Annotated in this window: 21 protein-coding genes; 10 read left to right on the top strand and 11 right to left on the bottom strand. The window is 60.5% G+C overall.

Annotation, left to right across the window (positions count from 1 at the left end):
* Nucleotides 1-35: 35 nt before the first annotated feature.
* Complete coding sequence (gene polA, locus M5B97_RS11315; protein ID WP_248731504.1) at nucleotides 36-2,819, bottom strand: DNA polymerase I; 2,784 nt, start codon at nucleotides 2,817-2,819, stop codon at nucleotides 36-38.
* A 74-nt stretch (nucleotides 2,820-2,893) separates the two neighbouring features.
* Between polA and M5B97_RS11310 the strand changes: the two genes are divergently transcribed.
* Nucleotides 2,894-3,184: a DUF2782 domain-containing protein gene (locus M5B97_RS11310; protein WP_060756492.1), complete on the top strand. Its 291-nt coding sequence runs from the start codon at nucleotides 2,894-2,896 to the stop codon at nucleotides 3,182-3,184.
* 56 nt (nucleotides 3,185-3,240) lie between these two features.
* On the top strand, nucleotides 3,241-4,194 hold the full coding sequence (locus M5B97_RS11305; RefSeq protein WP_248731503.1) for a homoserine kinase: 954 nt from the start codon (nucleotides 3,241-3,243) through the stop codon (nucleotides 4,192-4,194).
* Between the two features lie 60 nt (nucleotides 4,195-4,254).
* On the opposite strand, the gene M5B97_RS11300 is transcribed toward M5B97_RS11305, so the two are convergent.
* Nucleotides 4,255-5,184, bottom strand: a complete 930-nt coding sequence (locus M5B97_RS11300) for a zinc ABC transporter substrate-binding protein (RefSeq protein WP_134661157.1) — start codon at nucleotides 5,182-5,184, stop codon at nucleotides 4,255-4,257.
* 58 nt (nucleotides 5,185-5,242) lie between these two features.
* Here M5B97_RS11300 and M5B97_RS11295 point away from each other — a divergent pair, with 58 nt between their 5' ends.
* The 4 genes from M5B97_RS11295 to M5B97_RS11280 are packed head-to-tail and all read left to right on the top strand — an operon-like array spanning nucleotide 5,243 to nucleotide 8,048.
* Nucleotides 5,243-5,725, top strand: coding sequence for a Fur family transcriptional regulator (locus tag M5B97_RS11295; protein WP_123716726.1), 483 nt, complete (start codon nucleotides 5,243-5,245; stop codon nucleotides 5,723-5,725).
* Complete coding sequence (gene znuC / locus M5B97_RS11290; RefSeq protein WP_248731502.1) at nucleotides 5,725-6,510, top strand: zinc ABC transporter ATP-binding protein ZnuC; 786 nt, start codon at nucleotides 5,725-5,727, stop codon at nucleotides 6,508-6,510. Before M5B97_RS11295 ends, znuC begins: the two co-directional genes overlap by 1 nt.
* Nucleotides 6,503-7,291, top strand: coding sequence for a zinc ABC transporter permease subunit ZnuB (znuB, locus tag M5B97_RS11285; RefSeq protein WP_071494781.1), 789 nt, complete (start codon nucleotides 6,503-6,505; stop codon nucleotides 7,289-7,291). Before znuC ends, znuB begins: the two co-directional genes overlap by 8 nt.
* 37 nt (nucleotides 7,292-7,328) lie before the next feature.
* The gene (locus M5B97_RS11280; protein WP_134661075.1) at nucleotides 7,329-8,048 is read left to right on the top strand and encodes a PA5502 family lipoprotein; all 720 of its coding nucleotides are present in this window, start codon (nucleotides 7,329-7,331) and stop codon (nucleotides 8,046-8,048) included.
* Between the two features lie 96 nt (nucleotides 8,049-8,144).
* On the opposite strand, the gene katE is transcribed toward M5B97_RS11280, so the two are convergent.
* Nucleotides 8,145-10,286 carry a catalase HPII gene (katE, locus tag M5B97_RS11275; RefSeq protein ID WP_248731501.1) on the bottom strand — a complete coding sequence of 714 codons (2,142 nt, stop codon included), beginning with the start codon at nucleotides 10,284-10,286 and terminating at the stop codon, nucleotides 8,145-8,147.
* Nucleotides 10,287-10,551: 265 nt separating this feature from the next.
* Between katE and M5B97_RS11270 the strand changes: the two genes are divergently transcribed.
* From M5B97_RS11270 to M5B97_RS11260, 3 genes are read left to right on the top strand one after another with little or no spacing between them, the layout of a single operon-like run.
* Entirely contained in the window at nucleotides 10,552-11,559 is a 1,008-nt protein-coding gene (locus M5B97_RS11270) for a methionine ABC transporter ATP-binding protein (RefSeq protein WP_248731500.1), read from the top strand.
* Nucleotides 11,559-12,233: a methionine ABC transporter permease gene (locus M5B97_RS11265; protein WP_123716721.1), complete on the top strand. Its 675-nt coding sequence runs from the start codon at nucleotides 11,559-11,561 to the stop codon at nucleotides 12,231-12,233. Before M5B97_RS11270 ends, M5B97_RS11265 begins: the two co-directional genes overlap by 1 nt.
* A gap of 49 nt (nucleotides 12,234-12,282) precedes the next feature.
* The gene (locus M5B97_RS11260) at nucleotides 12,283-13,056 is read left to right on the top strand and encodes a MetQ/NlpA family ABC transporter substrate-binding protein (protein ID WP_123716720.1); all 774 of its coding nucleotides are present in this window, start codon (nucleotides 12,283-12,285) and stop codon (nucleotides 13,054-13,056) included.
* 128 nt (nucleotides 13,057-13,184) lie between these two features.
* Here the strand turns inward: M5B97_RS11260 and M5B97_RS11255 are convergent, their stop codons facing one another.
* Genes M5B97_RS11255 through M5B97_RS11235 form a run of 5 tightly spaced genes read right to left on the bottom strand, consistent with a single transcriptional unit; the run spans nucleotide 13,185 to nucleotide 17,108 of the window.
* Entirely contained in the window at nucleotides 13,185-13,820 is a 636-nt protein-coding gene (locus tag M5B97_RS11255) for an SCO family protein (RefSeq protein WP_134661079.1), read from the bottom strand.
* Nucleotides 13,817-14,716, bottom strand: a complete 900-nt coding sequence (gene cyoE / locus M5B97_RS11250; protein WP_248731499.1) for a heme o synthase — start codon at nucleotides 14,714-14,716, stop codon at nucleotides 13,817-13,819. Before cyoE ends, M5B97_RS11255 begins: the two co-directional genes overlap by 4 nt.
* The gene (locus M5B97_RS11245; RefSeq protein WP_248731498.1) at nucleotides 14,704-15,783 is read right to left on the bottom strand and encodes a COX15/CtaA family protein; all 1,080 of its coding nucleotides are present in this window, start codon (nucleotides 15,781-15,783) and stop codon (nucleotides 14,704-14,706) included. Before M5B97_RS11245 ends, cyoE begins: the two co-directional genes overlap by 13 nt.
* 10 nt (nucleotides 15,784-15,793) lie before the next feature.
* Nucleotides 15,794-16,378, bottom strand: a complete 585-nt coding sequence (locus tag M5B97_RS11240) for a hypothetical protein (RefSeq protein WP_248731497.1) — start codon at nucleotides 16,376-16,378, stop codon at nucleotides 15,794-15,796.
* A complete protein-coding gene (locus M5B97_RS11235) occupies nucleotides 16,344-17,108 on the bottom strand; it encodes an SURF1 family protein (protein ID WP_248731496.1) in 765 nt (254 codons plus the stop codon). The genes M5B97_RS11240 and M5B97_RS11235 overlap by 35 nt, the downstream gene beginning before the upstream one ends.
* A gap of 32 nt (nucleotides 17,109-17,140) precedes the next feature.
* Between M5B97_RS11235 and M5B97_RS11230 the strand changes: the two genes are divergently transcribed.
* Nucleotides 17,141-17,344 carry a twin transmembrane helix small protein gene (locus M5B97_RS11230; RefSeq protein ID WP_016969525.1) on the top strand — a complete coding sequence of 68 codons (204 nt, stop codon included), beginning with the start codon at nucleotides 17,141-17,143 and terminating at the stop codon, nucleotides 17,342-17,344.
* A 6-nt stretch (nucleotides 17,345-17,350) separates the two neighbouring features.
* Here the strand turns inward: M5B97_RS11230 and M5B97_RS11225 are convergent, their stop codons facing one another.
* The 3 genes from M5B97_RS11225 to ctaD form a co-directional block, all read right to left on the bottom strand.
* On the bottom strand, nucleotides 17,351-18,238 hold the full coding sequence (locus tag M5B97_RS11225) for a cytochrome c oxidase subunit 3 (protein ID WP_248731495.1): 888 nt from the start codon (nucleotides 18,236-18,238) through the stop codon (nucleotides 17,351-17,353).
* Between the two features lie 35 nt (nucleotides 18,239-18,273).
* Nucleotides 18,274-18,825, bottom strand: coding sequence for a cytochrome c oxidase assembly protein (locus tag M5B97_RS11220; protein WP_248731494.1), 552 nt, complete (start codon nucleotides 18,823-18,825; stop codon nucleotides 18,274-18,276).
* Nucleotides 18,826-18,957: 132 nt separating this feature from the next.
* Complete coding sequence (gene ctaD / locus M5B97_RS11215) at nucleotides 18,958-20,541, bottom strand: cytochrome c oxidase subunit I (protein ID WP_017137901.1); 1,584 nt, start codon at nucleotides 20,539-20,541, stop codon at nucleotides 18,958-18,960.
* Nucleotides 20,542-20,595: the final 54 nt, after the last annotated feature.

Raw genomic sequence — 20,595 nt, 5'->3', positions numbered from 1 at the left:
CTGCCATCACGGTTGGTAATGGCAGAGCCGCGATATCAGTGCGCCTCGTCCCAGTTATCGCCCACCCCCACATCGACCACCAACGGCACATCCAACTGTGCCGCCGCGCTCATGTGTTCGCGGATCCCTTCGCTGACTTGCGCCACCAGATCTTCACGCACCTCAAGCACCAATTCGTCGTGCACCTGCAGGATAACCTTGGCGTCCAGGCCCGACTCCGTCAGCCAGTTATCCACCTGCACCATGGCTTTCTTGATGATGTCCGCCGCCGTGCCCTGCATCGGCGCGTTAATCGCCGTGCGTTCGGCGGTCGCGCGCTCCTGAGGCTTATTGGAGTTGATATCGGGCAAATACAGCCGACGCCCGAAGAAGGTTTCCACATAGCCTTGGTCGGCTGCCTGGGCGCGGGTGCGCTCCATATATTCGCGAACGCCCGGGTAGCGTGCGAAATACACATCGATGTAGGCCTTGGCGGTCTTGGTGTCGACGCCGATGTCTTTACCGAGCTTCTGTGCACCCATACCGTAGATCAGGCCAAAGTTGATCGCCTTGGCACTGCGCCGCTGGTTGGACGTGACCTCAGCCAATTCCACCTTGAACACCTCGGCCGCCGTGGCCGTGTGCACGTCCAGGTTGTTGCGGAAGGCATTCATCAAGCCCTCGTCCTTGGACAAGTGCGCCATGATCCGCAACTCGATCTGGGAATAGTCAGCCGCCAACAGTTTGTAGCCCTTGGGCGCGACAAATGCCTGACGTATCCGCCGCCCTTCGGCGGTGCGCACCGGGATGTTCTGCAGGTTCGGATCGCTGGAGGACAAACGCCCGGTCGCCGCCACCGCCTGGTGATAAGACGTGTGGATGCGTCCGGTACGTGGGTTGATCTGCTCTGGCAGCCGGTCGGTGTAGGTGCTTTTGAGCTTGCTCATGCTGCGGTACTGCATCAGCACCTTGGGCAACAGGAAGTCGTCTTCGGCCAACTTGGCCAGCACTTCCTCAGCGGTGGACGCCTGGCCTTTGCCGGTCTTCTTCAGTACCGGCAGGCCCAGTTTCTCGTAGAGAATCGCCCCAAGCTGCTTGGGCGAACCCAGATTGAACGCTTCACCGGCGATCTCGAATGCCTGGCGCTCCAGCTCAACCATCTTGTTGCCCAGCTCGATGCTCTGGACGCCCAGCAGGTCCTTATCCACCAACGCGCCCTGGCGCTCGATGCGCGCCAGCACCGGCACCAATGGAATCTCGATGTCGGTCAGCACGCTGGCCAGGCTTGGTAGGGCCGCCAGTTGCGCGTACAACGCCTGATGCAGACGCAGTGTCACGTCGGCATCTTCAGCCGCGTAAGGGCCGGCTTGCTCAAGCGGGATCTGGTCGAATGTCAGCTGCTTGGCACCCTTGCCGGCGATGTCCTGGAAACTGACGGTGTCGTAGTCCAGGTACTTCTTGGCCAGGCTATCCATGTCGTGCCGCGTTGCAGTGGAATTGAGCACATAGGATTCGAGCATGGTGTCGAATGCGATGCCGCGCACGGTAATGCCTTGCGCCGGGTCGCCACCGATGGCGCAGTTGGCCAGGATGTTCATGTCGAACTTGGCGTGCTGGCCGACCTTGAGCTTGGTCGGATCTTCCAGCAATGGTTTCAACGCGAGCAACACGGTGTCGCGATCCAGCTGCGACGGCGCGCCGATGTAGGAATGAGTCAGCGGGATGTAGGCCGCTTCATGGGGCTGCACCGCAAACGAGAGCCCGACCAGTTGCGCCTGCTGCGCGTCGATGCCGGTGGTTTCGGTGTCGAACGCGAACAACTTCGCGTCATTGAGCTTCTTCAGCCAGGTATCGAAGGTCGCCTGGTCAAGGATTGTGGTGTAAGTCGCCTCGACAGGCGCAGCCACGGCAACCTCGATAGCAGTTTCAGCGACGGGAGCGGTGTTGAGCTCCACACGCTTGGCGTCACGCTGAATCTCGTCAAACCAGCTCTTGAACTCCAGCAGCGTGTACAACTCCAGCAGCTTTTCACGATCGGGTTCGATCAGGTGCAGGTCTTCCAGGCCGACGTCCAGCGGCACGTCACACTTGATCGTCGCCAGTTGGTACGACAGGAACGCCATCTCCTTGTGCTCTTCCAACTTGGCCGGCAAGGTCTTGGCCCCACGGATGGGCAGGGTTGGCACGATATCCAGCTGTTCATAAAGCTCTTTGATCCCGCCATTCACGCCCACCAGCAAGCCGGAAGCGGTCTTCGGACCAATGCCCGGAACACCCGGAATGTTGTCGGACGAGTCCCCCATCAACGCCAGATAGTCGATGATCTGCTCCGGAGCGACGCCAAATTTCTCCTTTACGCCTTCGATGTCCATCGAACTACCGGTCATGGTGTTGACCAAGGTAATGTGCCCATCGACCAACTGCGCCATGTCTTTGTCACCCGTGGAAATCACCACCGGTCGGTTGGCAGCTGCGCTGCTGCGGGCCAGGGTGCCGATTACGTCATCGGCCTCGACGCCTTCGACGCACAGCAGCGGGAAGCCCAGAGCGATGACGCTCTGGTGCAACGGCTCGATCTGCAGGCGCATGTCATCAGGCATGCTCGGGCGGTTGGCCTTGTATTCGGCATACATGTCATCGCGAAAAGTCCCACCCTTGGCGTCAAACACCACGGCGAAGGGGCTGTCCGGGTACTGCTTGCGCAGGCTTTTGAGCATGTTCAACACGCCCTTGACCGCACCGGTCGGCAGGCCTTTGGACGTGGTGAGCGGTGGCAGCGCGTGAAAGGCGCGATACAGGTAAGAAGAACCGTCCACCAGGACGAGGGGGGCTTGGCTCATGAGCAGGATCAACCTTTTCGGCGGGTCAGGCGCTAGAATAGCCGGACCAATGACGACAAAGGGACAAGGTTATCATGCGTACATTCAATCGCCTGCTCCTCACTGGCTTGATTGCACTCGCTCCGATGGCTGCCATGGCGGCAGACAGCGCCCCTTCAGGCGATCCGGAAGTTACCATTCGCACGGAAGGCGACAGAACCATCCAGGAGTACCGCCAAAATGGTTTCCTGTACGCAATCAAGGTCACGGTAAAGGGTGCCCCGCCTTACTTCCTGGTGCGCGCGGACGGAACTGACGCGAACTTCATCCGCTCTGACCAGCCGGATATGCTGATCCCGTCATGGAAGATCTTCGAATGGAAATGATTTCTTAACTTCAATTGGCGCCGCGCACCGCGGCGCCCGTACTGGCAGTTTTAACCATGTCTGTGTTTACCCCCCTGGCTCGGCCCGAGCTGGAAACCTTTCTCGCCCCTTACGGGCTCGGCCGCCTGCTTGATTTCCAGGGGATTGCCGCTGGTAGTGAAAACACCAATTTCTTTATCAGCCTGGAACAGGGCGAGTTCGTCCTGACCCTGGTTGAGCGCGGCCCTGTCGCGGAAATGCCATTTTTCATCGAGTTGCTCGACGTACTCCACGACGCCGAACTGCCGGTGCCTTATGCCCTACGCACCACCGACGGCGTAGCCCTGCGCACGCTGGCCGGCAAACCGGCACTGTTGCAACCGCGCCTGGCCGGCAAACACATCAAGGACGCCAACGCCCAGCATTGCTCCCAGGTCGGTGACCTGCTGGGCCACCTGCACCTGGCCACCCAAGGTGAGAAGGTGCTGGAACGCAAGACCGATCGCGGGCTGGATTGGATGCTCAGTGAAGGTGCACAGCTGATTTCGCACCTGAACCACGCACAACAACGCCTTCTGCAGGACGCATTGACCGAGATCGAAGCCCACAAAGCCGGGATCCTTGCCTTGCCGCGCGCCAACGTGCATGCCGACCTCTTCCGCGACAATGCGATGTTTGAAGGCACGCATCTCACAGGCCTGATCGACTTCTACAACGCCTGCTCAGGTCCGATGCTGTACGACGTGGCAATCGCCCTGAATGATTGGTGCTCGGATGCGCACGGCGTGATTGATGGGCCGCGCGCCCGAGCGCTGCTGGGCGCCTACGCGAGCCTGCGGCCGTTTACCGCCAGGGAAGCGGAACTCTGGCCGACCATGCTGCGCGTAGCGTGCGTGCGGTTCTGGCTGTCGCGCCTGATCGCCGCTGAATCATTTGCCGGCCAGGATGTGTTGATTCACGACCCAGCGGAATTCGAGCGTCGGCTTATGCAGCGTCAGCAAGTCACTGTCCAACTGCCGTTCGCCCTCTAAGCGCAAAAAATGTGAGAGGGGGCGTGCCCCCTCCCATGGGTTGACGCGTAGCGCAGGCTGTCAGAGCGACTCCAGGCACCCCGCCAGATCATTGCCCAATTTCTCCAGTACCTGCTCGTAACCCTGCGCCGTGGCCGGCGTGTAGCCCCCCAATGCATCCAGCTCCGCCAGCTTCACCGGCAGGCCTGCCACCAGCGTCTCAGCCAGGCGCGGACGCAATGGCGGCTCACTGAACACACACGTCTTGCCCACTTCCTGCAAACGCGTACGCATTGCCGCAACGTGCTGGGCGCCCGGCTGAACTTCGGCAGCCACGCTGAATACGCCGGCGTGCTTGAGCCCATAGGCGTCTTCGAAGTAATCAAAGGCCTCATGGAACACGAAGTAAGGTTTGTCGCCGATTGACGCCAGGCGCGCCTTCAACCGCGCATCCAAAGCATCCAGGCGCTCATCGAAGGCTTTCACGTTGCTTTGATAACGTGCGGCATTGGCCGGGTCGGCGGCGCTGAGATCAGACGCCATGCGTGCCGCGATCACACGCGCGTTTACTGTCGACAACCACAAGTGCGCATCCAGGCTGCCCGGGCGATGATCATGGTCATGTTCGTCGGCTTCGTCAGCGTGAGAGTGGCTATCTTCGGCAAAACGACGCAGTTTCATGCCTGGAAGGTCCTGCACGGCCACGGTCGGCAGGTTGCGCCCCTTGAGCACGCGCGGCAGGAAGCTCTCCATGTCCGGACCGATCCAATACAGCAGGTCCACCGACTGCACGCGCCGTACGTCGGATGGGCGCAAGGCATAGTTGTGCGGCGATGCGCCAGGCGGCAACAACACCTCCGGGATCGCTACGCCATCCTGCACAGCGGCGGCAATCAGCTGCAACGGCTTGATACTGGTCAACACTTTGACCTCTGCCTGAGCAGCCCCGGCAACGAACAAACTGGTGACAAATACGACAAAAACGGGAAAAAGTCGGAACACGATGACCACTCGATGGCGTAGGAACGGGTAACATAATAACGTCTCTATCAAATGTCTGTCGCCGCCCATGCCTAAAACACCGCTTGCCAGCCGTCCCCATGACCACTCCCACTGCGTGCATACCGCGCTGTCGGAAGCCGACACCCTGTGTGCGCAGAAAGGCTTGCGCCTGACCGCTTTGCGTCGTCGGGTGCTGGAACTGGTATGGCAGAGCCACAAGCCGCTGGGCGCCTACGACATTCTTGGCGTGCTCAGCGAGCAGGACGGCCGCCGCGCCGCACCGCCTACGGTTTACCGTGCGCTGGATTTCCTGCTGGACAACGGCCTGGTGCATCGCATCGCGTCCCTCAACGCCTTTGTCGGCTGCAGCCATCCGGAGCACGCGCATCAGGGGCAGTTCCTGATCTGCCGCGAGTGCCACGCCGCCATCGAGCTTGAACAGAAAAGCATCAGCGACGCCATCATCCAAAGCTCCGCCGACGTCGGCTTCAAGGTTGAAGGGCAAACGGTCGAAGTGGTCGGGCTCTGCTCGGGTTGCCAGGGGGCTTGATGAGCGACGCGTTAATCCGCCTGGAGCAGGTCGCAGTCACGTTCGCCGGGCAAAACGTACTGGATAACATCGCACTGAGCGTGGAACCCGGGCAGATCGTCACCCTGATCGGCCCGAATGGCGCGGGCAAGACCACCCTGGTGCGTGCCGTACTCGGTTTGCTCAAGCCCGACAGCGGCCGCGTATGGCGCAAACCCAAGCTGCGCGTCGGCTATATGCCGCAGAAGCTGCACGTCGACCCGACGCTGCCCTTGTCCGTACTGCGCTTTCTGCGCCTGGTACCCGGTGTCGACCGTGCCCGCGCACAGGCTGCGCTCAGGGAAGTCGGCGCCGAGCAGGTCATCGATAGCCCGGTGCAGAGCATCTCCGGCGGCGAAATGCAGCGCGTATTACTGGCCCGCGCACTGTTGCGCGAGCCCGAGTTACTGGTGCTGGATGAGCCTGTACAAGGCGTCGACGTCGCAGGCCAAGCCGAGCTGTACAGCCTGATCACCCGCCTGCGCGACCGCCATGGGTGCGGCGTTCTGATGGTGTCGCACGACCTGCATCTGGTGATGAGCACCACTGACCAGGTCGTCTGCCTGAACCGCCATGTGTGCTGCTCCGGCCACCCGGAACAGGTCAGCGGCGATCCGGCGTTCGTCGAGTTGTTCGGCAAGAACGCCCAGAGCCTGGCGATATACCATCACCACCACGATCATGCCCATGATTTGCATGGCGCTGTCGTGGATGATCTCGCCAAACCTCATACCCACGTCCATGGAGATAGCTGCAAGCATGGCTGATTTTCTGCTCTACGCCCTGCTGGCAGGCTTGGCTTTGGCACTGGTGGCGGGCCCGTTGGGCTCGTTCGTGGTCTGGCGACGCATGGCCTACTTCGGCGACACCTTGTCCCATGCCGCCCTGCTGGGCGTCGCCCTGGGCTTTTTACTGGATGTGAGCCCGACCATCGCCGTCACCGTAGGCTGCCTGCTACTGGCAGTGCTGCTGGTAACCCTGCAACAGCGCCAGCCGCTCGCCTCCGACACGCTACTGGGCATCCTGGCGCCGAGCACCCTGTCCCTGGGCCTGGTGGTGCTGAGTTTCATGCACGAAGTTCGCATCGACCTGATGGCCTACCTGTTTGGCGATTTACTGGCGATCAGCCCAGGTGATCTCGCATGGATACTGGGCGGCAGCGCGGCCGTACTGGTTTTACTGGTGGCCCTGTGGCGTCCGTTGTTGGCAATTACGGTGCATGAAGAACTGGCCACGGTGGAGGGTTTGCCCGTGCCGGCCCTGCGCATGGCCCTGATGCTGTTGATCGCGGTGGTGATTGCTGTTGCGATGAAGATAGTCGGCGTATTGTTGATCACGTCGCTGCTGATCATTCCCGCCGCCGCCGCCCAGCGCCACGCCCGCTCTCCCGAGCAGATGGCCATCGGCGCCAGCCTGCTGGGGATGCTGGCAGTGTGCGGGGGCCTGGCACTGTCTTGGTTCAAGGACACGCCGGCAGGACCGTCGATTGTTGTAACGGCGGCCGCCCTGTTTCTGCTGAGTTTTGTCCTGCCCCGTCGAGGGGTGTAGACTTGCTCGCTTTTTGCGCAATTAGAGAGTCGCAGGAATGAAGCCGTTCAACTCCCGTTATCTGCTCCTTGCCGCATTTTCCCTGCTGCTGGGCGCCTGCCAAAGCACACCACCGGCCGCTCCCGATGCTCCGGATGCGCGTGCTACGGCCATCGCGCAACTGGAGCAAAACCTGGCCAGCAGTGAGCTGGCCACCGCTGAGGATCAGCTCGCCGCATTGCAGGCACAGTCGCCTGATGACCCGGCTCTGGAACCTTACCAACGCCAATTGGCCGAAGCCTATCTGCAACGCAGCCAGATCGTGCTGCAAAAGGGTGACGTCAACGCCGCCGCCACGGCACTGAGCCGCGCACGTGCGCTGATGCCTAAGGCGCCTGCACTGACAGGCGGCGTAAACAGCGCCATCAGCCACGCCCGCAAAGCCGAACTGGAAAAAGCCGAAGCCGCCCTGAAAGCCGCTGAAACCAAGCCTGCCGCCAAAGTCATCGACCCGGCCGCAGAAAGCACCACCGTGGCGCTGAACCTCACCGATATAGAAGAACTTCGCCACCAACTGGATGCGATCGCCACCGACCTGGTGAATTACCAGTGCGACGTGAGCATTCAAGTGCCGCGCACCCAGGATTACCCATGGCTGGCCACATTGCTCACCAAACGGGTTAAGCGAATTGATTCGGGATATGACCTGAAGATTCACCGGCAGATTTTGAAGAACATTGCCGCGCAGGTTGTGCTGATTCCACGCAAGACGCAGTAAAAGCATCGGGAGCGACCCCGTCCCACACGTGAAGATAATTACATTCAAGTGCGGACGGGCTCGCTTCCGATAGCGATCCGACTAACAGCAGATCACTTAAGCCGGAATAGCCTTGGCCTTCGGCTCACGCTCCCACACGCGATGCTGGGCAATCGCCGCGAAGAAAGCCTTGAATGCCTTGGCATCGGCTCCAACGATCAATCCCGCATCCACTTCAAGCTTGAGCAGGTCCAGCAATGGCTTGGCATCACCGGCAACGGCAATTGCCTTCAGATGCTTGTATGCCTCCAACAGGAAGTGCAACGCGACGCCATCCCCGCTCAGCGCCTTGATCGACTCTTTACCGCCAGGGACAAACACTGCATCAAACGCAATAGATGGCATGCCTTCCATCGACGCATCCACCGCCAGGCTCTTGCCATCAGCGGCCTTCACCGGCGCCGAAGTCGGCCCGAGCAACTTGGCGTGTGCACCTTCGGTTTCCAGCGCCGCCTTCAGCGCCGCAATCGCCGCGCCATCCACACCGTTAGCCGCAAGAATCGCGACTTTGCGCGTCTTGATATCGCCCGACAGCAGGTTCACCTGGCTCAACGCGGGCGACACTTTCAACGACGTCTCACGCGGCGGCACCGTGCCTTTGGTTGGCGCCGGCAGACCCAGGTTCTGCGCGACGCGCTTGGCCAGTTCCAAATCGATATTGGCCAGGATCTCATTGACTTGGCGAGCACGAATGAACTCACGTTCCACCTTGCCCAACTCGAAGCTGTAAGCCGCGATGATGTGCTCTTTTTCGTGATGGCTCATGCTGTGGAAAAACAGCGTGGCTTGCGAGAAATGATCACCAAACGACTCGCTGCGCTCACGTACCTTGTTGGCGTCCACGCGCTCGTAATAGGTCTCGAAACCGCCATCCTGGGCCGCCGGAGGTGTTTCTTTCGGCCAACCACCATCAATCGAATTCGGTTCGTACGCGGCGCGGCCCTTGTCGATCACGGTACGGTGCTGAGCATCGCGCTGGCCATTATGGAAAGGCGTGACCGGGCGATTGATCGGCAGCTCATGAAAATTCGGACCACCGAGTCGGCTGATCTGGGTATCCGTGTAGGAAAACAGACGGCCTTGTAACAACGGATCGTTGGTGAAGTCGATACCCGGCACGATATGGCCTGGGCAAAACGCGACCTGTTCGACTTCAGCAAAGAAGTTGTCCGGGTTGCGGTTAAGCACCATCTTACCCAGCGGCGTAATCGGCACCAGCTCTTCGGGGATGATCTTGGTCGGATCGAGCAGGTCGAAGTCGAACTTGTGTTCGTCCTCTTGCGCGACGATCTGCACACCCAATTCCCACTCAGGGTAGTCACCGCATTCGATCGCTTCCCACAGGTCGCGACGGTGGTAATCGGTATCTTTGCCGGCAAGCTTTTGCGCTTCGTCCCACACCAGGGAACACGTACCCACTTTAGGGCGCCAGTGGAACTTCACGAAGCTCGACTCACCATCGGTATTGATCATGCGGAAGGTATGAACGCCAAAGCCCTGCATGGCGCGCAGGCTTTTTGGAATAGCGCGGTCGGACATTGCCCACAGCACCATATGCGCCGATTCCGGCTGGAGCGAGACAAAATCCCAGAACGTATCGTGGGCCGAGCCGCCGGTGGGAATCTCGTTGTGCGGCTCAGGCTTTACGGCGTGCACGAAGTCGGGAAACTTAATGGCGTCTTGTATGAAAAACACCGGCATGTTGTTGCCCACCAGATCGAAGTTGCCTTCGTCAGTGAAGAACTTCACGGCGAAGCCGCGCACGTCACGCACCGTATCGCCCGATCCACGCGGACCTTGAACGGTGGAGAAACGCGCAAATACCGGGGTTTTATGCTCAGGGTTACGCAGAAACCCGGCCTTGCTCAGCGCCGAGTGGTTTTCATAAGTCTGGAAATAACCATGGGCACCGGTACCACGGGCATGCACGATGCGCTCCGGGATACGTTCATGGTCAAAATGCGTGATCTTTTCACGCATGATGAAGTCTTCCAGCAGCGACGGACCACGGGCGCCGACTTTCAGGGTGTTCTGGTTATCGGCAATCTTCACGCCCTGGTTGGTGCGCAGGGCCTGGCCAGTGGCGTCCGAGCGAAACTCCTCCAAAGCCTGCAGCTTGGCGTTGGTGTTGCCACGGTCCAAGGTATCGGTCCCCGCAAGTTCACTCTTTGGCGGGGTGACTGGCTTTTTAGTACTCATCAGACAAAAACTCCTTCTTAAGTGGCCAGAGCGATCCCTGGCTCTTCTAGAACTATCCCCAGGCACGGCACCTCAGGATTTCGAATTGCTTAAGTAGTGACTGATACCTTTTTTCACCGTTCCCTTTTTATGACCTTTGATCGCGTTATTGCCAAATCGCTGGTTGAATACGAAATAAATGCTAAGAAACGCTATACGGACAGGCTAAAATGCGCGCCCGGCTAACCGCTGATCCCTTTTCCATGCGCCCCACAAGGTTCGCTACGTGATCGAGTTTCAAAACGTCCATAAAACCTACCGCGTCGCCGGTAAGGAAATCCCCGCCCTGCACCCCACCAGCCTGCGCGTCGAAAACGGCCAGGTATTTGGCCTGATTGGCCACTCCGGTGCGGGCAAAAGCACGCTGCTGCGCCTGATCAACCGCCTTGAGCAACCCAGCGGCGGCCAGATCAATGTCGACGGTGAAGAAGTCACCGCCCTGGATGCCAACGGCCTGCGTCGTTTCCGCCAGCAAGTCGGGATGATCTTCCAGCACTTCAACCTGCTGGCTTCCAAGACCGTCGCCGATAACGTCGCGCTGCCGCTGACTCTCGCCGGCGAACTGTCGCGCAAGGAAATCGACCTGCGCGTGGCCGAGCTGCTCGCCCGCGTCGGCCTGTCGGACCACGCCAAGAAGTACCCGGCGCAGTTGTCCGGTGGCCAGAAGCAACGCGTCGGCATCGCCCGCGCCCTGGCCACCAAGCCGAAAATCCTGCTGTGCGACGAAGCCACCAGTGCACTCGACCCGCAGACCACCGCCTCGGTCCTGCAACTGCTGGCCGAGATCAACCGCGAACTGAAGCTGACCATCGTGCTGATCACCCATGAAATGGATGTGATCCGTCGCGTATGCGACCAGGTCGCCGTGATGGATGCCGGTGTGATCGTCGAGCAAGGTTCGGTGGCCGATGTGTTCCTGCATCCCAAGCATCCGACCACCAAGCGCTTCGTGCAGGAAGCTGATCAGATCGACGAAAGCGAGCAGCGTGATGACTTCGCTCACGTACCGGGCCGTATCGTGCGTCTGACGTTCCAAGGTGAAGCGACCTACGCGCCGCTGCTGGGCACCGTCGCCCGTGAAACGGGGGTGGACTACAGCATCCTTGCCGGTCGTATCGACCGCATCAAAGATATTCCCTACGGCCAACTGACCCTCGCCGTTACCGGCGGGGACATGGAAGCCGCTTTCGCCCGCTTTACCGCGGCAGACGTCCACATGGAGGTTCTGCGCTAATGGAAGTCCTGTTGAGTTTCTTCGCCAATATCGACTGGTCTGAAATCTGGCTCGCCACCGGCGACACCATGATCATGCTATTCGGTTCACTGTTCTTCACCGTGCTGCTCGGCCTGCCGCTGGGGGTGCTGCTGTTCCTGTGCAGTCCGCGCCAACTGTTTGAACAGAAGGGCCTGTACGCGCTGCTGTCGTTGATCGTAAATATCCTGCGCTCGCTGCCGTTCATCATCCTGCTGATCGTGATGATCCCGTTCACTGTCCTGATCACCGGCACTTCGCTGGGTGTGGCGGGCGCGATCCCGCCGCTGGTGGTGGGGGCTACGCCGTTTTTCGCGCGGCTGGTGGAAACTGCCTTGCGTGAAGTGGACCGCGGCATCATCGAGGCCACCCAGTCCATGGGGGCCAGTACACGTCAGATCATCACCAACGCATTGCTGCCCGAAGCACGCCCCGGCATTTTCGCGGCGATTACAGTGACCGCAATTACGCTTGTTTCCTACACCGCTATGGCCGGCGTGGTCGGTGCGGGTGGCTTGGGTGACCTGGCGATCCGCTTCGGTTACCAGCGCTTCCAGACTGATGTGATGGTGGTCACTGTGGTGTTGCTGTTGATCCTGGTGCAAATTCTGCAAACCGTCGGCGACAAGCTGGTGGTGCACTTTTCTCGAAAATAACGGCCATTGCCGGCCTCGCCGGCACATGCCCGAACAAGGAGCTTGCTGGATGAAAAAACTACTGGTTGCTTTCGCCGCCGTTGCCGCGTTTTCCGCCCATGCTGCCGAGACCCTCACGGTCGCCGCATCGCCGGTGCCACACGCGGAAATCCTCGAATTCGTGAAGCCGGCCCTGGCCAAAGAAGGCGTGGACCTGCAGGTGAAAGTCTTCACCGACTACGTGCAGCCAAACGTGCAAGTGGCTGAAAAGCGCCTGGACGCCAACTTCTTCCAGCACCAGCCGTACCTGGATGAATTCAACAAGGCCAAGGGCACTCACCTGGTGAGCGCCGGCGCCGTGCACCTTGAGCCGCTGGGCGCGTACTCCAGCAAGTACAAAAAGCTGGAAGACCTGCCGGACGGCGCCAATGTGGTGATCCCGAACGACGCCACCAACGGCGGCCGCGCACTGTTGCTGCTGGCCAAGCACAACCTGATCACCCTGAAGGACCCGACCAACATCCTGTCGACCATCAAGGACATCACCGGCAATCCGAAACACCTGAAGTTCCGCGAACTGGAAGCCGCCACCCTGCCGCGCGTGCTGACCCAGGTCGACCTGGCGCTGATCAACACCAACTATGCCCTGGAAGCCAAGCTGGACCCATCCAAGGATGCACTGATCATCGAAGGCAGCGACTCGCCTTACGTGAACATCCTGGTGACCCGCGAAGACAACAAGGATTCGGATGCGGTGAAGAAACTGGTTGCAGCCCTGCACACACCTGAAGTGAAGAAATTCATCGAAGAAAAGTACAAAGGCGCGATCAAGCCGGCGTTCTGATCTGACACCGTAGATCCAAAATGTGGGAGGGGGCTTGCCCCCGATAGCGATAGATCAGTCAGCGTATGCATCGACTGAAACTGAGCGATCGGGAGCAAGCCCCCTCCCACATTTGTTTGCGCTGCCTGCTATTTACGCTGCAACAACCCCGGCAACTGCGCTACCAACTTCTGGTTGTTCAACGGCGCCCGAATAAACCCACGCTGCGTACCATCCGGCCCAATCAACGCCAGGTTGCCGCTGTGGTCGACGGTGTAGTTCGGTTTGCTGGTATCGGCCGGGATGAAAGGGATGCTCACGGCATTCGAGACCTTCTGCACATCCTCCACATTCGCGCCAGTGAGACCTTCGAATTGCGGGTCGAAGTAGCCCAGGTACTGCTTGAGCTGGGCGGGTGTGTCGCGGTTCGGGTCGACACTGACCAGAATCACCTGCAATTTATCCACGGCGTCCTTGGGCAGCTCACTCTTGATCTGACGTAGCTGGGCCAGCGTAGTCGGGCAAATGTCCGGGCAGAAGGTGTAGCCGAAGAACAACAGGCTCCACTTGCCTTTGAGCTCATTAACCACCACCGGCTGACCGTCCTGATTGGTCATCGTCACCGGCGGCAATTGGCGTGCTTGCGGCAGCAGGATGATGCCGGCGTCGATCAGCGCGGTAGGATCGCCCTGGCCTTTGCTGTTCAGCACTTTGTTGACGGTCAGGCCCATGATCAACGCGACGATGGCCACCAGGATAAAGACGGTTTTTTGAGTTCGAGTCATAGGTTCAACAGTAAGTAGTGGTCTACGAGCAGGGCGATAAACAGCAAAAACAGGTACCCGATAGAGTACTTGAAGGTGTTGATCGCCGCGTGCGGCTTGCTGCCACGGTACAGCACCCAGGCCCATTGCAGAAAGCGCCCGCCCAATACCAGCGCACAGGCCAGGTACAGCAGTCCGCTCATATGAATCACATAAGGCATCAGGCTCACCGCCAGCAGGGCGAAGGTATAGAGCAAGATATGCACCTTGGTGTAATGCTCGCCGTGGGTAACCGGCAGCATCGGGATATCGGCCTTGGCGTATTCCTCCTTGCGGTGAATGGCCAGGGCCCAGAAGTGTGGCGGGGTCCAGGCGAAAATAATCAGCACCAGCAGTAACGGCTCGGCGCTGACATGCCCGGTGACGGCAACCCAACCCAACAACGGCGGTGCAGCGCCGGCCAGGCCACCAATGACGATATTCTGCGGCGTCGCACGCTTGAGAAAGCCTGTGTAGATCACCGCATAGCCGAGCAGCGAGGCCAACGTCAGCCAGGCCGCCAATGGATTGGTAAACACCAGCAGCAGGGCCAGGCCCGCAACCGCCAGAAACAATGCGAACGCCAGTGCCGCGAGAGGCGACACGCGCCCTTCGGCCAGCGGCCGTTTATGGGTACGCGCCATCAGCGCGTCGATCTGCCGATCCACCACATGATTGACCGCCGCCGCGCCACCGGCACACAGGGCAATGCCCAGGTTGCCGAATACCAGCACCGTCCACGGCACACCCGCACGGGTGGCGAGGAACATCCCCACCAGGGACGTGATGAGCATCAGCACCACCACCTTGGGCTTGGTCAGCTCCAGGTAGTCACGCCAGATCGCCTGATCGTGACGTGCGCCGATCAAGGTCGCCATGGCATTTCTCCCTTGAGGGTAATGAGGCCCGACACGTGTTTGCGTGGAATGAAGCGCCAACCGAACGGCAACTGATTGCGTACCCGGACCAGGCTGGTACGCGCGTGGTAATTGACCAGCACCAGCGTCAGCAACAACGCCGCGCCGCCGGCGTTATGCGCGACGGCCACCGGCAACGGCAGATGAAAAAACACATTGCTCAGGCCCAGGCTGATTTGCGCCGCCAGGGCGATCAGCAGCAAGCCCGCCAGCCGGGTCATGCCCACGGCGCGCAACTGCCAGGCCAGGCCCAGCAACGCCACAGTGACGATGATCGCACCGATACGGTGGGTGAGGTGGATGGCCGTGCGCGCCTCGCTATCAAGCTGCCCGCCCAGGTAATTGGGGCCGATGTGCTGGGTCAGATGAAAACCGTTGGCAAAGTCCGCCGCCGGCCACCATTGACCGTGACACGTCGGCAGGTCGATACAGGCCACCGCCGCATAGTTGGAACTGACCCAACCGCCCAGCGCAATCTGCCCGATCACCAGCACCAACCCCGCCGTCGCCCAATATTGCAGGCGCCTGGGCACGATCAAGGCGGGCAGCACACCGGACAAGCGCAACGTCAGCAGAAACAGCAGGCTCAAGGTCGCAAAGCCGCCCAGCAGATGGCCCGTGACCACCTGCGGCCACAGCTTCAACGTCACCGTCCACATTCCGAATGCCGCTTGGGCGAACACCACCGCGAGCAAGAACAGCGGCAATTTCACCGGCTGGCCAGGGTCACGCCGATGGCTCCATGAACGCGCGGCCAGCAGCACGATCAGCAAGCTCAACGTGCCGGCAAAGTAGCGATGAGTCATTTCGGCCCAGCCTTTGTCTGCCTCCACTGGTGTATCGGGAAAATGCAGCTCGGCATGGGCCAACTGGGCTTCGGTCTTGGGCACGCTGATAAAGCCATAGCAACCCGGCCAGTCCGGGCAGCCCAGGCCGGCATGGGTCAGGCGGGTGTAGGCGCCCAGCAGTACGACCAGCAGCGCCAGCAAGGTGGCAAACAACGCGAGGCGAAATCCAGGTTTGGCCATGACGGTGCCCCTATCCGATGTTCGACAGTTTCAGAAGCAGGCGCAGGTCGTTGAGCAGGTCCTTGCCCTTGACCTTGGCGTCGTAGCGCAACACCAGGTTGCCATGGGGGTCGACGATCCACAGTTGCGCATCGCCCGGTGCAGCGGCGTCTTTGGTGAAGGTTGACAGGTCCAGCGCATAGCGTTGCAGTTGCGGGTACTCGGCCTTGAGCTTGGCCTCGTATTCAGCGCTCACCGGCTGGGCACTGGCCAGGGCATGGCTGGCGCGGGAGGCATCGCGCCCCAGGCTGATTTGCAGCTGGCGCGCCAGGTACACCAGTTGCCGGCAATCGGCGGCGCAGGCGGCGGGCGCGGTGACCAGCAGTTGCCAGCGCTGCTCATCCGCCTGCACGCCGATGTCGGCGCGCGTCTGGCCGTTGCCGATCATTTCACCATGGTAGCTGCGACTGTCCGGCACCCAGAACTGCAGCTTGTACATGAAGGTGGCGAGCGCCATCGGGCCGATCACCATCATCAGAATCAACATCAGCTGCCAGCGGCCTTTGCGCCGGTCAGGCGCTTCAGACATGTTGGGTGGATTCATGGCCGCTCCCATGGGACTTCTCCTTTTTGTTGTGCCATCCGAGGTAGAGGTAAAGCGCCAGCAACGCCAGTGCCATGGCGAACCACTGCACGGCGTACCCCAAGTGTTTTTCCGGGCCCATGGCGACCACCGCCCAGGTGGTGTCGTACGTACCGGGACCGGGTTCGGCGCGCAGCTCGTAGGCAAAACCGCTGCGACCCAACTCCGCCCATAAGGCATCCGGGTGCAGGGCCGTGAGCAGGCGTGGCCACTGACTGGTCGCTGGGTCGGCATGCAACTGGAAGGTTTCGCCCGGGGCGACGTACACCCAGGCGTCCAGATTCAACGGTTGTTCAGGCGTCGTGAAAAGCGGTGGCGTGCGCCGGTCCGGCCAGGGCAGCCAGCCGCGATTGAGCAGCAACCACAGGCCACTGGCCTGGTCATGAAACGGTTGCAGCAGTTCCACGCCTGCGCGGCCGTCACGCATGCGATTGTCGAGCAGCACGCTGTGTCCGGCATCAAATTGACCGCGCAGGCGCACGCGGTGAAAAGCGGGATCGGTCATGTCACTGAGCTGCACACTGCTGATCGGCTCAGCTATGCGCCGCTCGGCATAACGGTCCACCAGCAGCTGTTTTTCATGACCGCGAGCCAACTGCCAGAACCCCAGGCCCACCATCAGGGGCAGCAGCACCAGCACCACCAGTGTCGGCGCAATACCGGGACGAAAGCGCTGAATGGCACTGGCTATACTGGTTTTCATCACCCCTCCCGCTATAGCCCTGGAGCCAGACCATGCTCAAAGCCGCCATTGCCCTGATGCTGATCGCGACTGTCGTGAGCCTGTTCAGTGGCTTGTTCTTTCTGGTCAAGGACGAGGGCAACTCCAACCGCCTCGTCACGGCCTTGACCGTACGTGTCGTACTGGCCGCGATCACCGTAGGCCTGATCGCCTGGGGCTTTTTCAGCGGCCAGTTGGTTTCTCATGCGCCGTGGTAAGACGCCTCACAGCACATAAACGAAGAAAAACAGACCGATCCACACCACATCCACAAAGTGCCAATACCAACTGGCCGCCTCGAAGCCGAACTGGTGCTCGGCATTGAAATGCCCACGCAGGATGCGCATCAGCATCACGAACAGAATGATGGTGCCGATGGTCACGTGGGCACCGTGGAAGCCCGTGAGCATGAAGAAGGTTGCGCCGTACACGCCCGAGCCGAGGGTCAGGCCCAGTTCTTTATAGGCGTGCATGTACTCCTCGGCCTGGAAGCCCAGGAACGCCCAACCCAGCAGCACGGTGAGCGCCAGCCAGATCTTCAGCGCACCACGGTGGCCCTTACGTAACGCATGGTGGGCAAGGGTGATGGTCACGCTGGAGCTGACCAGCAGGATCGTGTTGACCAGCGGCAAACCCCACGGGCTGATGGTGCCTTCCGGTGGCGGAAAGAGTTTCGGGTCCGGGTTATTGAGCAGCGGCCAGGTGAACTGGAAATTCGGCCACAGCATGTGCGCGATGCCTTTATGGCCATCACCGCCCAGCCATGGGCCGGACATGTGCCGTACATAAAACAGTGCACCGAAGAAGGCGATAAAGAACATCACTTCGGAAAAGATGAACCAGGTCATGCCCCAGCGAAACGAGCGGTCCATCTGCGAGCTGTACAAACCGGCGCGACTTTCCTTGATCACCGCACCAAACCAGCCGAACAGCATGTAGGCCAGCAGCAGGCCACCGACGAAAAAGATCCACGGCCCGTGGGACTCCGGGCGTGCCGCTTTGAGGTCGTTGAACCACACGCCCAGGCCGTACACCGTGATCAACATGCCAAACGTGGCAATTATGGGCCATTTGCTTTGTGCTGGTACGTAGTACGTATCATGAGACGACATGTATTCGCTCTCCTGATTGAGGGGGCAAACAGTAGCTAGCCGCCGGTATGGACGGCCACCGGCGGTTGGCGCGCAGTGATATCAAACAGCGTGTACGCCAGGGTCAAATGCTTCACATCCTTGGGCATCGCCTGGTCGACAATGAAGCGCACCGGCATCTCGATACGCTCGCCCGGCTGGAGCACCTGCTGGGTAAAGCAAAAGCATTCGGTCTTATGGAAATACATCGCCGCTTCAGCCGGGGAGATGCTCGGCACCGCCTGAGCGGTCATGACTTTGTCGGTAGGGTTGTAGGCCACGAACAGCATCTCGGTGACCGCACCCGGGTTGACCACCACCTCGTCAGCCTTGGAGTGAAACTCCCAGACCATGTCGATCGCGTTGGTAGAGAGAAACTGCACGCGTACCTGGCGCGTCGGGTCGACTACTTGCTCGCCCTCGTACTGCCCGGCGGTCTTGCCGTTGATGCCGAACGCCTTGCACATCACGTCGTAGATCGGCACCAAGGCGAAGCCGAAGGCAAACATCGCCACCACCAGGATCAGCAGGCGGGTGACCAGGCGCCTGATGGGCACGGACTCAGCCATGACGACCACCCAATGTGGGAGGGGGCCTGCCCCCGATAGCGATTTCACAGCCAATGATGATGCCGCCTGACACACCGCCATCGAGGGCGAGCACCCTCCCAGATTGACGGTGTTCGCAACGCAGCCGGATGTTCATTTCACCTCCGGCGGCGTGGTGAAGGTGTGGTACGGCGCGGGTGAGGGGATGCTCCATTCGAGGCCCTCGGCACCGTCCCACGGCTTGGCCGGCGCTGGCGGGCCACCACGGATGCACTTGATCACAATGAACAGGAAGAAAATCTGCGTGGCGCCGAACATGAACGCACCGATGGACGACACCATGTTGAAGTCGGCGAACTGCAGGTTGTAGTCCGGCACCCGGCGCGGCATGCCGGCCAGCCCCACAAAGTGCATCGGGAAAAACGCCATGTTCATGCCCACGAAGGACAGCCAGAAGTGCAGCTTGCCCAGGGTTTCGTCGTACATGTGGCCGGTCCATTTCGGCAGCCAATAGTAGGCCGAGGCGAAGATGCCGAAGATCGCTCCGGGCACCAATACGTAATGGAAGTGCGCCACCACGAAGTAGGTGTCGTGGTACTGGAAGTCCGCCGGAGCGATTGCCAGCATCAGCCCGGAAAAGCCGCCGATGGTGAATAGAATCACGAAGGCCACGGCAAACAGCATCGGCGTCTCGAAGGTCAGCGAGCCTTGCCACATGGTGCTGACCCAGTTGAACACCTTCACTCCCGTCGGCACGGCGATCAGCAGCGTGGCGTACATAAAGAACAACTCGCCCACCAACGGAATACCGACCACGAACATGTGGTGCGCCCATACGATGAATGACAGGAACGCGATGCTGGCGGTGGCGTAGACCATCGAGGTATAGCCGAACAGCGGCTTGCGCGAGAAGGTCGGGATGATCGAGCTGACGGCGCCGAAGGCCGGCAGGATCATGATGTACACCTCGGGGTGGCCGAAGAACCAGAACACATGCTGGAACAGGACTGGATCACCGCCACCGGCCGCGCTGAAGAAGCTGGTGCCGAAGTGGATATCCATCAGCATCATGGTCACGCAACCGGCCAGCACCGGCATCACCGCGATCAACAGGAACGCGGTGATCAGCCAGGTCCAGACGAACAGCGGCATCTTCATCAGCGTCATGCCCGGCGCGCGCAGGTTGAGGATGGTGGCGACCACGTTGATCGCGCCCATGATCGAACTGATACCCATCAGGTGGATAGCGAAAATGAAGAACGTCACGCTTTCCGGCGCGTAGGTGGTAGAGAGCGGGGCGTAGAAGGTCCAGCCGAAATTCGGCCCGCCACCCGGGGTGAACAGGGTCGATACCAGCAGCAGGAACGCTGCCGGCAGCAGCCAGAAGCTGAAGTTGTTCATGCGCGGCAGGGCCATGTCCGGGGCGCCGATCATCAACGGGATCATCCAGTTGGCCAGGCCGACAAACGCCGGCATCACCGCGCCGAACACCATGATCAGGCCGTGCATGGTGGTCATCTGGTTAAAGAACGCCGGCTGCACGATCTGCAGGCCGGGCTGGAAAAGCTCGGCACGGATCACCATGGCGAATGAGCCGCCGAGCAGGAACATGGTGAAGGCAAACCACAGGTACATGGTGCCAATGTCTTTGTGGTTGGTGGTCAGCACCCAGCGCATCAGGCCCTTGGCGGGGCCGTGGGCATGGTCGGCATGACCATGGTCGATCACAGTGCTCATGGCCGTTCTCCTGCACGCGAGGGGGCGGATGGGTTGAGGGCATAGGCGGTGAGG

Source organism: Pseudomonas sp. MWU13-2517, from assembly GCF_023242545.1.
Lineage (GTDB): Bacteria > Pseudomonadota > Gammaproteobacteria > Pseudomonadales > Pseudomonadaceae > Aquipseudomonas.
The sequence above is the reverse complement of the archived record's forward strand: the minus strand, read 5'-3'. Positions and strand labels throughout refer to the sequence as shown.